Source organism: Prevotella sp. PTAC, from assembly GCF_013166535.1.
Lineage (GTDB): Bacteria > Bacteroidota > Bacteroidia > Bacteroidales > Bacteroidaceae > Prevotella.
Window position 1 is genome coordinate 189,558 of record NZ_JABKKK010000005.1, and the last position, 16,943, is coordinate 206,500.

At 38.1% G+C, this 16,943-nt stretch carries 9 protein-coding genes; 8 read left to right on the top strand and 1 reads right to left on the bottom strand.

Translation table 11 applies throughout. The features are described from left to right. Window positions 1-17: 17 nt before the first annotated feature. From HPS53_RS05305 to HPS53_RS05315, 3 genes are all read left to right on the top strand, one after another. Window positions 18-1,583, top strand: coding sequence for an NAD(P)/FAD-dependent oxidoreductase (locus HPS53_RS05305; protein WP_172204853.1), 1,566 nt, complete (start codon window positions 18-20; stop codon window positions 1,581-1,583). A 101-nt stretch (window positions 1,584-1,684) separates the two neighbouring features. Next, a complete protein-coding gene (gene pheT / locus HPS53_RS05310) occupies window positions 1,685-4,147 on the top strand; it encodes a phenylalanine--tRNA ligase subunit beta (protein ID WP_172204855.1) in 2,463 nt (820 codons plus the stop codon). An 11-nt stretch (window positions 4,148-4,158) separates the two neighbouring features. Then, complete coding sequence (locus HPS53_RS05315) at window positions 4,159-4,890, top strand: YebC/PmpR family DNA-binding transcriptional regulator (RefSeq protein WP_104369098.1); 732 nt, start codon at window positions 4,159-4,161, stop codon at window positions 4,888-4,890. Window positions 4,891-4,993: 103 nt separating this feature from the next. Here the strand turns inward: HPS53_RS05315 and HPS53_RS05320 are convergent, their stop codons facing one another. Next, window positions 4,994-5,383, bottom strand: a complete 390-nt coding sequence (locus tag HPS53_RS05320) for a hypothetical protein (RefSeq protein WP_104369099.1) — start codon at window positions 5,381-5,383, stop codon at window positions 4,994-4,996. A 234-nt stretch (window positions 5,384-5,617) separates the two neighbouring features. Between HPS53_RS05320 and HPS53_RS05325 the strand changes: the two genes are divergently transcribed. From HPS53_RS05325 to HPS53_RS05345, 5 genes are all read left to right on the top strand, one after another. Next, window positions 5,618-7,555, top strand: a complete 1,938-nt coding sequence (locus tag HPS53_RS05325; RefSeq protein WP_104369100.1) for an ABC-F family ATP-binding cassette domain-containing protein — start codon at window positions 5,618-5,620, stop codon at window positions 7,553-7,555. A 12-nt stretch (window positions 7,556-7,567) separates the two neighbouring features. Continuing rightward, complete coding sequence (locus HPS53_RS05330) at window positions 7,568-9,607, top strand: M13 family metallopeptidase (RefSeq protein ID WP_172204857.1); 2,040 nt, start codon at window positions 7,568-7,570, stop codon at window positions 9,605-9,607. A gap of 183 nt (window positions 9,608-9,790) precedes the next feature. Beyond that, the gene (locus HPS53_RS05335; protein ID WP_172204859.1) at window positions 9,791-10,657 is read left to right on the top strand and encodes a zinc ribbon domain-containing protein; all 867 of its coding nucleotides are present in this window, start codon (window positions 9,791-9,793) and stop codon (window positions 10,655-10,657) included. Then, window positions 10,650-13,604, top strand: a complete 2,955-nt coding sequence (locus tag HPS53_RS05340; protein ID WP_104369103.1) for a protein kinase family protein — start codon at window positions 10,650-10,652, stop codon at window positions 13,602-13,604. The genes HPS53_RS05335 and HPS53_RS05340 overlap by 8 nt, the downstream gene beginning before the upstream one ends. An 11-nt stretch (window positions 13,605-13,615) precedes the next feature. Further along, complete coding sequence (locus tag HPS53_RS05345) at window positions 13,616-16,927, top strand: AAA family ATPase (protein WP_172204861.1); 3,312 nt, start codon at window positions 13,616-13,618, stop codon at window positions 16,925-16,927. The last annotated feature ends 16 nt before the right edge of the window (window positions 16,928-16,943 follow it).

Below are 16,943 nucleotides of genomic sequence, written 5' to 3' on the forward strand. Positions count from 1 at the left end.
ATGAAATTAATATTTTAATGATAAACGAATATCAAATACGTGTATTGCCACATGTGGCGGCTTCAGAGCAAGGCATACGTGAATATGTGGCTCGTGAAAATGGATTGGATGTGCGTACGATGACATCTGTCAGAGTGCTCAAACGTAGCATAGATGCCCGTCAAAGAATAATATATGTGAATCTAAGGGTGAGGGTGTATATAAATGAGATGCCTGTCGATGATGCTTTCGAACGTACAGACTACTTCGATGTTTCACAGGCAAAGCGTGTGGTTGTGGTAGGTGAGGGGCCTGGTGGACTTTTTGCCGCTCTAAGGCTTATAGAACTCGGTTTATGTCCAGTCGTGATTGAGCGTGGGAAAAATGTTCGTGACCGTAAAGCTGATCTTGCGAAAATATCGCGTGAACAAAATGTAGATTGTGAAAGCAACTACTGCTTCGGAGAGGGTGGTGCCGGTGCATACTCCGATGGTAAGTTATATACTCGCAGCAAGAAACGCGGTAATACGGTGAAGATTCTAAATGTTTTCTGTCAGCATGGAGCGCCGGTGTCCATACTTGCCGATGCTCATCCCCATATAGGGACAGACAGGTTGCCGCGTGTCATTGAAAATATGCGTAATACAATCCTTAAATCAGGTGGCGAAGTGCATCACCAGACGAAAATGACACGGTTTGTAATCAATGGTGATGAGGTTGTGGGGGTTGAGGCGCTCGACTTGATAACGGGAAAGGAACTTATATTCCGTGGTCCTGTCATATTGGCTACAGGCCACTCTGCACGAGATGTTTACAACTATTTGCATGAAGAAAAAGTTGAACTTGAGGCAAAAGGTATAGCTGTTGGTGTGAGGTTGGAACATCCTTCTGAAATGATAGACCAGATACAGTATCATAATAGGCAGGGACGCGGCCGGTGGTTGCCTGCTGCCGAATATTCTTTTGTAACCCAAGTTGATGGTCGTGGAGTGTATTCGTTCTGTATGTGTCCCGGTGGGTTTGTTATTCCTGCGGCTACAGGAAAGCAACAAATTGTAGTCAACGGTATGAGCCCGAGCAATCGTGGTGGTCGGTGGTCTAACAGTGGTATGGTAGTGGAGATACGTCCAGAGGATATAGGGGGCAATGATCCGTTGCGCATGATGAATTGGCAGGAAGGTATTGAGCGAGATTGTTGGCAGCAGGGCAATATGCGTCAGACGGCTCCTGCACAGCGAATGGCGGATTTTGCCAATAATAGGCTGAGCTATGATTTACCGCCAACGTCTTATTCTCCTGGTCTTATATCGTCACCACTTCACTTTTGGATGCCTAAACTTGTTGTTACACGTTTACAACAAGGATTCCGCCAGTTTGGGAAAATGAGTCACGGTTTTCTAACTAATGAGGCTGTGATGATAGCGGCGGAAACACGTACATCAGCTCCAGTGCGTATATTGCGTGACAGTGGTACGTTGATGCATGTTCGTTTGCGCGGACTTTTCCCTTGTGGTGAAGGTGCCGGATATGCCGGCGGTATAGTGTCTGCCGGTGTGGATGGCGAGCGTTGTGCCGAGATGTGCGCAGAATATGTGGGCGTATAACACAAATCTTTGAGTTAATACGGTGGAAAAACTTGCGTGGCTAATGGATTTTTAGTAAATTTGCACGACATTTTTATAGTATACTAAATAAAATCATTATAATGAATATTTCCTATAAATGGTTAAAGGAATACGTTGATTTTGAACTTTCACCGCAACAAGTGTGTGATGCTTTGACATCAACGGGTCTTGAAGTAGGTGCTCTTGAAGAGGTACAGACTGTCAAAGGTGGCCTGAAAGGGCTTTATGTCGGCAAGGTGCTGACATGCGATATACATCCAAATTCGGATCATCTTCATGTCACTACGGTAGATTTGGGGCATGAGACTCCCTCACAGATTGTTTGCGGTGCACCTAATGTGGCTGTCGGTCAGAAAGTTATCGTGGCTGATTTGGGGTGTGTGCTTTACGATGGCGATAGTGAGTTTGTTATAAAAAAGTCGAAACTCCGTGGAGTAGAGAGTTATGGTATGATATGTGCCGAAGATGAAATAGGAGTCGGTGCAAGTCATGACGGTATTATTGTTTTGCCGGAAGATGCTCCTGTGGGACAGCCGGCGGCGGAGTATTACAATTTGGAAAGTGACTGGCTGATAGAAGTGGATATCACTCCAAATCGTGCTGATGCATTGTCGCATTGGGGGGTGGCGCGCGATCTTTATGCATGGTTGCGGAGCAACGGATATGAAACAAGTCTGCATCGTCCGGATTGTTTGAAGTTTACGGTAGATAATACGGAACATCCGGTTGATGTGGTTATAGAGAATACGGAAGCATGTAAACGATATGCGTGTGTGAGCATAACCGGATGTGAGGTAAAAGAAAGTCCGGAATGGTTGCAGAATAAACTGAAAGTGATAGGTCTGCGCCCAATAAACAATATCGTGGACATAACCAATTATATCATGATGGCTTATGGGCAACCGTTGCACTGTTTTGATGCAGATATGGTAACGGGTAACAAGATTGTTGTTCGTACACAGCCAGAGGGAACCAAGTTTATAACGCTTGATGGTGTGGAACACGTTCTTGGAGCACATGATTTGAGTATCTGCAATGATAAAGAGCCTATGTGCATAGCTGGAATATTCGGAGGAAAAGGCAGTGGAACATATGAGACAACGCATAGTGTGGTTCTTGAAAGTGCATATTTTCATCCTACATGGATTCGCAAGAGTGCACGCAGGCATGGTCTTAGTACGGATGCTTCATTCCGTTTTGAACGTGGTGTAGATCCCAATGGGATTATTTATGCATTGAAGCAAGCTGCGATAATGTGCAAGGAACTTGCTGGAGGTCAGGTGTCTATGGAGATAAAAGATGTCTATCCGGTTCCGATTGAGAATGCGAGAGCTAGACTTGAATATGATTATGTTAACACATTGATTGGCAAGGATATATCAGCTGATACGGTAAAGAGTATTTGTACCAGTCTTGAAATGGAGATATCCGCTGAGGATGCAGCAGGAATAGACCTTGAAATACCGGCATACAGAGTGGATGTGCAGAGACCGTGTGATGTTGTTGAAGATATACTCCGTATTTACGGATATAATAATGTAGAGATACCGATGCAACTGAAGAGTTGTCTTGTGGTGAAAGGTGATGAAGACCGTAAGCATTGCCTGGCGGATTTAGTGAGTGAGCAACTTGTAGGGTGTGGTTTTAATGAGATATTGAACAATTCTATAACCAAGGCTACTTATTACGAAAAAAGTGCCGCATATGCAGTTGATGAGTGCGTTAAGATAATGAATCCGTTGAGTTCAGATCTTAACGTAATGCGTCAGACGTTGCTATTCGGTGGTTTGGAGAGTTTGGAGCATAATATCAAACGCAGGAATGCCAACCTTAAATTCTTTGAGTTTGGAAATGTATATCATTTTAATCCTGAGAAGAAAAACGAGGAAAATCCCATTGCCGCATATAGCGAGAACCATCATATGGCATTGTGGCTGACAGGTAAACGTGTGCAAGGCAGTTGGATACATGCGGATGAGGATACAAGTTATTTTGAGTTGGAGGCTTATATTCGCAATATACTGAGCCGTATCGGAATGCTGGAAGGCATGGTAGTAAGAAAGAAGAGTGACAATGAGATATTCTCGTCAGGCGTGGCATTGGAAAACAGAGGGGGAAGAAAACTTGTTGAAATGGGTTGCCTTTCTAAGAATGTGCTCAAAGCGGCAGATATTGATATGCCGGTATATTATGCTGAATTGGATTGGGACGCATTGATGAAAGCGACTGTCAAGAATAAGGTTCTGTATAAAGAGATTTGCAAATATCCTGCCGTAAGTCGCGACCTCGCCCTTTTGATAGACAAGAATATTGAGTTTGCGCAGATAGTGGAAATAGCCCGTCAGACGGAAAAGAAACTGCTGAAAAACGTTGAACTTTTTGATGTTTATGAGGGGAAGAATCTTCCGGAAAGCAAAAAGAGTTATGCCGTGAATTTTATTTTGCAGGATGAGACAAAGACATTGAATGACAAACAGATAGATGTCATAATGAATAAGTTGATAACAAATTTAAAGAATAAACTTGGAGCAGAGCTCCGTTAAAACTAATTCCAATGGGAAGAGCATTTGAATATCGTAAGGCAGCAAAGCTGAAAAGATGGGGACACATGGCCCGTACATTCACAAAGATTGGTAAGCAGATAGCCATAGCGGTGAAAGCCGGAGGTCCGGAACCGGAGAACAATCCTACACTGAGAGCTATCATTGCGAACGCAAAGCGTGAGAACATGCCCAAGGATAATATTGAGCGTGCAATCAAAAATGCGATGGGTAAGGATCAGAGTGAATACAAAGAAGTGACTTATGAGGGATATGGCCCTCATGGTATCGCCGTATTCGTTGAGACTCTGACCGACAATACAACGCGTACTGTCGGTGATGTGCGTTCGGTGTTTAATAAGTTTAATGGTAATCTTGGAACACAAGGCAGTCTCTCGTTCCTTTTTGACCACAAGAGTGTGTTCACGTTCAAGAAAAAGGACGGTATTGATATGGACGAAATGATTCTTGACCTTATTGACTATGGTGTGGAGGATGAGTATGATGAGGATGAAGAAAGTGGTGAAATAACCATTTATGGAGACCCGAAAAGTTTTGGTGAAATACAGAAACATTTGGAGACAGAAGGTTTTGATGTTACAGGGGCCGAATTTACGCGCATACCGAATGACCAAAAAGAAGTTACGGCAGAAGAGCGTGAGACGATAGACAAGATGGTGGAGCGTCTTGAAGAGTTTGACGATGTGCAAACGGTTTATACAAATATGAAACCAGCTGAAGAGTAAATAGTTAATTTCCAAAATTTAATCGGGTGTAAAAGAACTGTCTTTTACACCCGATTAAATTTTGGAAATATGTATTTATTGGCATTTGTTCATCTTATGATAGCTATTTATAGTCTTTTTCTGTAAATGTGGCATTGAATAAAACTTTACCTTTATCTTTTCCTGATAAATATGTATATGCGAAATTATAGCCATTGTCCTTGTATGCTTTTATTGACGTGGAATTTTTTACTTCGTCAAGAAGAATTTTGCGTATGTCGACCGAGGAAAACACCCCCATATTATCCGCATTTCCGGTTAGAGTGTAATAGTAATGCAATGTGTGACTTTCTCTCTCGAATATCAAGCTATCAATTGTCGTATTCTCACCAAGCTTAGCAGGACATTTCTTTTCGGTGTATGACATGGCTTCTCGTGCACATCTATCTTCAAGTGATTCTTGGCAGGATACGAATAATAATGTAAAGATGGAAATATAAAAAAGTTTTTTCATATTAAATGTTTTTTATTATCATGCAAAATTAATCAATTAATTGAAATAATAAACTTTATGTATTACTTTTTTATTTGGCAAAGAATTCAATATGGTATTCTGCCAAATGTTTTTTCTATGGATTATATTTGTCTATAATATTAGAAAACTTCTTAAAATATCTATTGTTCGCACTTTTTTCCTTACCTTTGCTGTTCCAATTTATATAAAATCAGGTTTTACAGAATTATTATAATGTTATCAGTAGAAGGATTAAAGGTTGAGTTCGGTATAAAACCATTGTTCGGTGATGTTAGTTTCGTTGTAAATCCACGTGATCGTATAGCACTTGTCGGTAAGAATGGTGCGGGAAAATCTACAATGCTCAAAATATTGTGCGGACAGCAAAAACCAACATCTGGTGTTGTTTCGGTTCCTAACGATACAACTGTTGGCTATTTGCCGCAAGTAATGAAGTTGCAGGATAATACGACAGTACGCGAAGAGACACGTAAGGCTTTTGCTGGTATAACGGCTCTGAAAGAGAAAGTAGAAGAACTAAACAACCTGCTGATGGAGCGTACCGATTATGAGAGTGAGGAATATATGGAATTAGTACAGAAGTTCACTCAGGAGCATGAGAGGTACATGATGATGGGAGCAGAGAATTATGAGGCGGAAATAGAACGCACATTATGTGGCCTTGGATTTGTGCGAACAGATTTAGAGCGTCCGACAAGCGAGTTCAGTGGCGGGTGGAGAATGCGAATAGAATTGGCAAAAATACTGTTGCAGAAGCCAGATGTACTGCTTCTTGATGAGCCGACTAATCATCTTGATATTGAGAGTATTCAATGGCTGGAACAATTTCTTACACAGTCGTCGGGAGCTGTTGTCTTGGTGAGTCATGACAGAGCTTTTATCAACAATGTAACTAATCGTACGCTTGAAATATCATGCGGTAAAGTGATTGACTATCGTGTGAAATATGATGAATACGTAGAGTTGCGTAAAGAGCGTCGTGAACAGCAATTGCGTGCATATGAAAATCAGCAGAAAGAGATTGCTGAGATGAAAAATTTTATAGAAAAGTTCAGATATAAACCCACAAAAGCGGTTCAAGTGCAAAGCAGAATAAAGCAACTGGCAAAGATTGTTCCAATTGAGATAGATGAAGTAGACAATTCTGCACTGCACTTGAAGTTTCCGCCATGTTTGAGAAGTGGAGATTATCCGATAATATGCGAAGATGTTCGTAAGGATTATGGCGAACATTTGGTATTTGATAATGTTATATTTACTATAAAGCGTGGCGAAAAAGTTGCTTTTGTAGGAAAAAACGGTGAAGGTAAGTCAACGCTTGTGAAATGTATAATGAATGAAATACCATATACAGGAAATCTCAAAATAGGTCATAATGTACAGATAGGTTATTTTGCACAAAATCAAGCTCAGATGCTTGATGAGGATATTACCGTTTTTGAAACCATAGATAATGTAGCCAAAGGTGAGATAAGATTGAAGATAAATAATATCCTTGGCGCTTTTATGTTCGGTGGAGAAGCATCAGATAAAAAGGTGAAAGTGTTGAGTGGTGGTGAACGTAGTCGTTTGGCAATGATAAAACTGTTGCTTGAACCGGTAAATCTTCTTATATTGGATGAACCCACCAATCATCTTGACATGCAGTCGAAAGATGTTCTTAAAGAAGCAATAAGGGCTTTTGACGGAACGGCAATAATAGTAAGCCATGATCGTGAATTTCTTGATGGGTTGGTGACAAAAATATATGAATTTGGAGGAGGAAAAGTAAAAGAGCATATTGGAGGAATATATGATTTCTTGAAAGAGCACAATATAGACTCACTTAATCAGTTGGAAAATGCCTGTCAGGTTATTGAAGAAAAGAAGGCAGAGACGTCAGTGACAAAAAATAAGTTAAGTTATTCGGAGCATAAAGAACAGCAGAAAAGAATACGTAAAGCAGAGAGAGCTATTGCGGAGTCAGAATTAAAAATTTCTCAAAAGGAAAAGCGGTTAAAGGAGCTTGATTTAATTCTCAGTTTGCCGGAAAATGCGTCTAATATGGAGTATATAGCGGAATATACTGAGACCAGGCGAGAACTTGATGAGGAGGTGGAGCGTTGGGAACATTTTTCTGAAGAATTGGAAAGTATAAACATTAATAATTAAGAATATATTAAGATGAAAATTAAACGAATTTTGCCTGTTGTCGCTTTTGCATCAATGTCTATTGCGACGATGGCACAGGAGCAATTGAAATCGGGAATAGACTTATCGAATCTTAATCGTGAAGCTAATCCGGCGACGGATTTTTATGAGTTTGCTTGTGGAGGATGGATGAGAAACAATCCGTTGCCGGCAGCATATTCTCGGTTTGGTAGTTTTGACCAACTTGGCGAAAATAACAATAAACGTATTAATTCCATATTGAATGATTTGAGAAATAATACTTATGCATCAGGAACTACAGAATGCAAATTAAGTGATCTGTATAAATTGGCGATGGATTCCGTGCGACGTAATAAAGATGGTGTTAAGCCGATTATGCCAATAATACGTAAACTGGAAAAAGCAAAGACTGTAGATGCGCTTTTTAAAATCCAATTGGAGTTAGCAGCCAATGGTGATAATGAGTTTTTCTCCGCTTACATTGGTGCAGATGATAAGAATGCGAGTATGAACATTTTGAACATAAATCAGGGTGGAATTACTTTGAGACAAAAAGAGTATTATCTTGATGAAGATACGGCGACAGTAGTAATTCGTGATGCATATAAGAAGCATATCGTGAGAATGTTTAAGTTATTCGGATTCAGTGAAAAAGCTGCAATATTGAAGATGAAGAACATAATGAAACTTGAAACAGAATTGGCAAAGTCTTCAAAATCAATGACAGAATTGCGTAATCCCGAAGCAAATTATAATAAAATATCATTAAAGGATTTTAAGATAAAATACCCTCATATTAAATTGGTTGAAATATCTAATGCCTCTGGTTTGAAAACGGAACATATTCAGGAACTGGTGGTTGGACAACCCGATTTTATTGAGTGTGTCGATAAATTGATTGCTAATATTTCTCTTGATGAATATCGTGATTACATGGAGTGGGGGCAAATAATCAGCTATGCCAATTATTTAAGTGATGATGTTGTAGAGGCTAATTTTGACTTTTTCGGTAAAACAATGTCAGGTCGCAAAGAAAATCATCCGTTATGGAAACGGGCAACCGGACAAGTTGAGAATGTTATGGGGCAGGCGTTGGGAAAAATATATGTAGATAAGTATTTTCCCTCATCATCAAAAGAACGTATGCAGAAATTGGTGCGCAATCTTCAAATATCTCTTGGTGAGAGAATAAAAGCACAAGAATGGATGAGTGAGTTGACAAAGCAGAATGCACTTGATAAACTTTCTGCTTTTTATGTTAAAATAGGATATCCTGATGAGTGGATTGATTTTTCAGATTTAAAGATAGATAATACAAAGTCTTATTTGGAGAATATTATAGAATGTCAGAGATTCTGGAATAAGTGGACAGTTGACAATAAAGCTGGTAAGCCTGTTAATCGTGATGAATGGTATATGTATCCTCAAACGGTAAATGCCTATTACAATCCGACAACGAATGAAATTTGTTTTCCGGCAGGAATACTACAGCCGCCTTTTTTTGATCCAGAAGCGGATGATGCCTTTAATTATGGAGCTATCGGTGTTGTAATCGGTCATGAAATGACTCACGGATTTGATGATCAGGGCCGTCATTATGATAAAAACGGAAATATGAAGGATTGGTGGACCGAATCAGATGGAAAGAATTTTACTGAACGTGCAGATGAATATGCTGATTATTTCTCAAATATCAAGGTGTTACCGGATTTGAATGCTAACGGTCGTTTTACGTTGGGTGAGAATTTGGCAGATCATGGTGGATTGCAAGTTGCTTATTATGGATTTGTGAATGCAACAAAAGATATGAAACTTGATGTTATAGATGGTTTTACCCCAGAACAACGCTTCTTTTTGGCTTATTCTGGTGTATGGGCTGCTAATATAACGGAAGCTGAAATCCGAAATCGGACAAAAAGCGATCCTCATTCATTAGGTCGTTGGCGTGTTAATGGAGCTTTGCCACATATAGATATGTGGTACGACGCATTCAATATCAAAGAAGGAGACTCTATGTTTATTCCCAAAGAAAAGCGTTTGTCTTTATGGTGATTTGAAACTTATCTTTTGTATATTAGACTGTCGTATAATTATTTACGGCAGTCTTTTGTTTTTATAATAAAATATTCGTATCTTTGCCAAAAGAGTATAATCCTAATGCAATGAAAAAACGAAATTGCCGGGAGATAAGAACGATTTCTAAATAAAACAAGGAAATATAAGCAATAATTATATATGGCAGATGTCAATGTAAATGATTTGGAACAAAACGGTCATATAGAGAAAACTTTGCGACCAGAAAGGATGCCAGAATCGGGATATAAAATAGAACCGACTCCGTTTAATCAATATACACAAAGAATGGAGGCATCTTTATGCCCTATTTGCGGTGCATCTATGGATGGTGATGCAGATTATTGTGAATCATGTCAGAATTATGTCCGAAAAGATATTTGTTCGTATTGCGGAGCGCTTTTGGATGATTCTGCTTCTTATTGCTCTGAATGTGGTTGTCCTCGTGAAGGGATAACTTGTCCGTATTGTAACAAAGTCAATAATTTTTCTTTTTGTAGGCAATGCGGAATGCCGTTAACCGATGATGCACGTTTGTTATTTGAAAGTAAACATGCAGATTCCGATTATAAAGAGTTAGGTTTGTTGATTAGGGGATTAGTTGATTTGGAGAACATAATTCCTTATGAATCAGAAAATGATGTTGTAAAGGATAAAGATACGGAAAAGTTACGTATTAGGGTTTTGGAATTATTAGCCAAAGACAAGGGAATAACGGAGCCGTTAATAGAAAAACGTGTTTCGCGGCGTATGACGAAAGAAGAATTGGATAAGAGAAAAAAAAGCCAATTAAGTCTGATGACAGAAGTATTGGAGCGAATGGCTTTAAAACCAATACCATCTCCTGTAAAGGCACGAAATTTTGTAATGGCAACGAAACCGATGGGAGTTAAAGTTGCTTGGAAATGTAATTATAAGCAAGCATTGCATAGCAACCCTTGTGGGTGTGCTAAACCTCATCTTGGTGGTAAATGGGTTGTGTTAGGTTATAATAATACAGAACAGATTAAGGATGATATAAATGATTAAGGATGATATTACGATACGCTATGATGCTATAGGGGATAGAAACGTGCAGTCGGATCAAAATGCTGGTGATGTGTGTCGGACCCTAAGGGTCAATTCTATTGCAGAATCTTCGGATATAAGCGAGAATGAATTCGTTTTACGTGGTGTAACATATTATAAAGTCCGTACTCTTAGTAATAATTCTGGTGAAGCTCAAGTTTTTCTTGTTAATAATAACGGAAAAGATTATGTATTAAAATTGTATTATTCTGATGTAGACATCAAGCATAAAGCACTTAAAGTAATTTCAAATATAGATTTTGATATGATTGTCAATATCTATGATTTCGGATATATATATGTTGGAGGCAAGAAGCGTTTTTATGAATTGATGGAATATCTTTGTGGGGGAACGTTGGCGGATATAAGTATCAATGGAGATATAGATTTGTTTCGTCGTATATCTTTACAAGCGGCGGCAGCATTGGCTTGTTGTCATAGCAATGGTATTATACACAAAGATATAAAGCCAAGTAATTTCTTTTTTCGGGATGTTGGGCATTCGGAATTGGTACTTGGAGATTTTGGAATATCGTCAATAATAACCAAAGAAGGTTTTTTGCATTGTACGACGCAGGCTCGCACACCTTTATATGCGGCTCCGGAAATGTATAATGATGTTATAGATGGAGCCGTAGAGATTTCAACTGCGGCTGATTATTATTCTTTGGGAATAACATTATTGAATCTTTGGATTGGTATGAATAACCTTAATACTAATGAAAGGTTAATAATAAAGCATAAAAAAGAAGGACGAATTCCTGGAATATCAGAATTACCAAATCGAATAAAAATAATAATACAGGGATTAACTTCCGTTAATACTGAATCTCGTTGGAAATATAAAGAAGTTGAACAGTGGTTTTTAGGAGAGAATCCTAAGGTTGATATATCATCTCCATATCTTAAATACGGCTCTTTTGTTGTAGATCCGGATAAGAATTTGATTGCGGAAAATGTTAATGAATTAATACCGATGTTGCTTGATAACGAGCGTATTGCTTGTAATTATCTATATGGAGGACAATTAAAGGAATGGTTTGAACATAGTGGCAATACAAAGTTAAGCGTAGCATTGGATGATATAGTCAAGAATAAATATCCGACAGAGCAAATGGCTGGTCTGATGGTTGCGGTATATACAATGGATCCAACATACCCTTACCATGACATCCATGGTAATTCATGTAATACGATTCATGATGTTGCAAAGTCATTGTTGAATTATTCAGATGAATATATTGTATCTTTAAAAGATTTTAGAGATAATTTTTGGTTGTATTTGGAGACTCATACACGATTGGATATAAACAGGCTGCAAAGTTATATTCAGATTAGCAGTGAGGGTAATGATGGACGCAAAGCTTTAAAAAGAATTGTATATGAGATAGATCCAGAAATGCCTTTTTTTGAATTATATCAGTCTTCAACAATATCTGATATAATCAGGTGTTTTGGTTATGAGCATCTTACGGAAGATGATTGGCATAGTATAACTGATGGACGTCTGTTATCTTGGATGTATAGCCATGCCGACTTTATGACATGTGAGACTCTTCGTGAGATAACGAAGGGACAATCTTACTCAAAAGATTTGGTTTACAAAGTATTCTACAGTATAGACAGTAGTGTTGCTTATGATTTGAAAGATGCTGATACACCTCAAAAGATTGGTGAATTGCTAAATGAACAATTAGTGTGTTGGCAGAATGTAGATGAGGCTGAATTTGAAAATCTTATAACTGAGTATTCTGATCTTGATGGTCGTTTTGTGTTTTTTGCTAAACGACATGGTTGGTTGGAGTTCGTGGATGAAGCAAAAAGATGTTTTAACGTAGACAGTGAGGATAATAGGGAGCGTTTATGTTTGTATGATTTACGTACCGCTGCATATCGAATGTGTTTAATATTAAATGTAAGTCCAAGTTATAAACTTCCTGATGGCGTAAGATTGACCAATGGGTTGGAGATTGACAATAAATATAGGTCAGAGATAAGAAGTGAAATCCGTTCTGGAGCTTTTTCACAGTGGTTGTCCGTTTATTATCATGAAGATCCTTATAAGGATTTTAATGAGACTTATAGTTATGAGAAGGCATTAGAGAAATGGATAAATGTTATAGGTCTTTTTGATGCTCAAAATGTTTATTATAAAAGATTTATTAAAGCAAAAGAGGAACGTGAAGAGAAGTATAAAGAATTGTTTGGTGAGCATAAAATGTTAAGTATACGTGAAAACAGTTGGCGTTGGGCATTCTATGTAATATGTATAATTTGGTTATTTCTTGTGATTATCTTTGGTGTAGGTGACAGAAATCATGTATTGGGTCATTATTGGTTTACAATCGGAATACCGGTTGGAGTCACATCAGCTTTGATACTTGGAACAAAAATATTTTTTAAAGGCTATGGGCTGTTATTATCTTCTATTTTTGGGGTATTGGGCTTTTTGTCTATATTTATACCGGTTGGACTATTGAAATATATTGAGAATAACATTCCTGTATTGTTTGTTCCAATGATAGTTGTTTTGACATTGTTATATATGATGACATGTCATTATACTGATTCTCGTAAAACGGTGATAGAGACGAAACAACTTGTAAATGAAATATTAGAAGATGATATAAGAACAGCGTTGATAGAACCTTTATATTATGCATTAAAAGTAAAGTCGTACAAGTTTATTGGTTCCAAATTTGGTGCATTGGATGAAATACGAAACAATATTCGTACCGTTTCCGGTGAAAGGGTTCTTCATTATTTTTTATGGAGTCTTATGGGGATATTGTTGGTTTTGGAAATGATTATATATAATCCGAATTTGCTTGATGTAAATCCCCCTTTCTTAAATGACAGGAAAGTTAATCCTGTAAAAATTATAAATCAGATAAAGCACGATGCATAGTAGTCAAGGCAATGAACTGTAAGTATTGTAATAAAAAGAATCGTGATATAGCAAAGTATTGTAAATGGTGTGGACGCCCGTTTGCAGAACATGATTTGCTTGATGAGATTGTCGGTCTTGACGAAATGAAGCAACAGCTTAAATCAGTTGTTGATACTTATACTTATTTGCGTTCGCGTAAGGATGTAAATAATGTAAGGTTGAGTGTAAATGCTATTATCATAGGAGAGACTGGAACGGGAAAAACAATGCTTTCTACAATAATTCGTGATTATTTTTATCAACATAAGATAATAAGCAAACCCAAATTGACGGTAGTTGACGCAGTTGACTATCAACGGTTTGTAGATAAATGGGATGATAATATAAAGAAGTCTCGTGGTGGATTGCTTTTCTTCGATAATGTCCAAAAACTATTGCCGGACAGATATGCCAATCAAGTAAATCCGCTTGATAAGTTATTTGTGGAAATGGAACATTGGAATGATGATCCTATTGTAATCATTTCCGGATTGAATAAAGGATTAGACGAATTTTTGGTGAATAATCCAGCCATTGCCAATAGATTTAAGTACCGTTTTCAACTTCCTGCTCCCGGATATAAGGAATTATATGAAATTTGTAGGAAAGTATTACAAAAGAAATATGGAATAACCAATTATTCTACTGATGCGGAGAAAAAACTACAAAGTTTTTTCAAATATAGTGTAAAGATTAAGGATGAGAGTTTTGGGTACGCTCATTTGGCAACCAAGACCGCTGAAGATATTTTTACTTCTTTTATCACCAGAGGTGCAGAGGCTGTTCGGGTTGAAAAAGATGATATACGAGGATATGTTCCAGAAGAAAGACAGCTTGAGGAAATATTAGCTGACATGGATTGTTATATCGGTATGAATGAGGTCAAACGTGCAGTGCGGGAAATAGCATATTCGGTAAAAAACAATTCAGAGCGTCTTGAACGTGGACTGGGAGATCGGAACAAAATGGGAATGCATATTGTTCTTACAGGAAATCCCGGTACAGGAAAAACAACAATAGCCCGTAAGTTAGGTGAGATATTGGCATCTATTGGATATCTTGATAGCGGTCATGTCGTTGAGACAGACCGTTCAGGTATGGTAAGCCCTTATCAAGGAGAGACCCCTAAGATGGTTGATAGATTGTGTGAAAAAGCATTGGGAGGTATTCTTTTTATAGACGAAGCCTATACCTTGGCTCCTTTAAACCGTTCTGGTGAATATGACAGCCAAGGAACCCAAGCCTTAGAAAAATTAATGAAACGTATGGAGGATGACAGGAATAAATTTGTTGTCATTTTAGCCGGGTATAGGATGGAGATGGATAATCTATTCCGTGTCAATCCAGGTTTCAGAAGTCGATTTAATTATTTTCTTAATATAGAGGATTATTCTCCGGAAGAATTGTTTAATATATTGCTTGCGTTTGCGAAAGAGAAGAAATACATATTGTCAGAGCAGGCTGAGCTACTTGTGCGGGATAAGATAAAAGAAATGTATGAACAGAGGGACAAAGATTTTGCCAATGGCAGAACAATGCGCCTTTTGTTCGATTCAATTTGTAAGAATCAGGCACAACGTTTAGAATGTTCTAATTTACAGACGATTACGGATGAGCAATTAATGACAATAGAGGCAGATGACATTCCTTATGATAAACCTAAAATAATAGATTTTAATGATTGCTTGAAGCAGTTCGATGGTCTGGTCGGATTACAATCGGTCAAGACGGAAATATCTAACCTTGCTTCATTCCTTAATTTACAAATTAGACGTGGTGAGGCAAATACGTTTCAAGGGAAACACTATATTTTTACGGGAAGTCCGGGTACAGGCAAGACAACTGTTGCTCGAATTATGGCAGAGGTATTCAAGACATTGGGGATATTGTCAAGAGGGCATCTTGTAGAGGCTGATAGAAGTAAACTTGTTGCAGGGTATAGCGGGCAGACAGCAATAAAGACAAATCAACTGATAGATTCCGCCATCGGTGGTGTCTTGTTTATTGATGAAGCGTATACATTAAAGTCAAATGATAATGATTCATTTGGAACAGAAGCTATCGATACATTATTGAAGCGTTTGGAAGATGAGCGTGGAAAGTTTGTATGTATTGTTGCGGGATATACGGATCAGATGCATGATTTCATCAATTCCAATCCAGGTTTGAAAAGTCGTTTTACACAAACGATACATTTTGATGATTATACTCCCGAAGAGTTAAAGGAGATATTCATGAAAATGAGTGATGCGAGGAAGTTTATATTAGATTCAGATACCGAGTTGTCCGTTCAGAGAATATTTGAACAGTTATATCTTAGGCGCGATAAAAATTTTGGAAATGCCCGTGAAGTTCGTCGTATTTTTGATGAGACGGTTGAAAGGCAGAGCCGGCGTTTGATGACAAATATAGGAAGTGCTGATTTCGTTGAGGATGATATGTATCGTATTATGGTAGACGATCTGCCCGTATCGCAGCATGGAAAAGCCCGTTCATTGGATGAAGTTCTTAATGAGTTGGATAAGTTTATCGGCATGCGTTCGGTTAAGAATATGATACGACGTTTGGCTGTACAGAATATGTTTATGAAGCAACGTACAGCTAATGGTGTAGGGAGAGTGCAGCAAATGGCATTGAATTTTGTACTAACTGGAAATCCAGGTACAGGAAAGACAACTATTGCCAGGAAAATGGGTGAGGTGTTGCAAAGTATGGATATCTTGCCTTCTTGTAATGTCATAGAAGTCAGTCGTGCAGATCTTGTGGGGAAATATATGGGAGAGACACCTAAAATAGTAAACAATGTCTGTGATAAAGCAATCGGTGGTGTCTTGTTTATAGATGAGGCTTATACTTTGAGTGGTGAAAATGATACTTATGGGAAAGAGGCAATAGATACTCTCATGAAACGTATGGAGGATGATCGTGGAAAGTTTGTTGTCATAGCCACCGGATATAAAGATTTGATGGATGAATTTCTTTCTGTTAATAGTGGATTGGCGTCGCGTTTCACTCATCGTATGCATATTGATGATTATGATGAGAATGAGCTTCTTGCCATATTTAAGCAAATAGCTTCTATGGAGCAATATGTATTATCTCCAACTGCGGAGTTTAAATTAATGGATTTGATTTTCCATAAAGTAATGAATAAAGACAGTTCTTTTGGAAATGCTCGTGAGATGCGTAATGTTTTTGATTTAACAATTCAACAATTATCAGTCCGAGTGTCATCCATGCCTCAATCTCAAGTAACAGATGAGACTTATCGGTTAATAACTCCGGAAGATATACCGAACTGATGTTTATCCAATGATA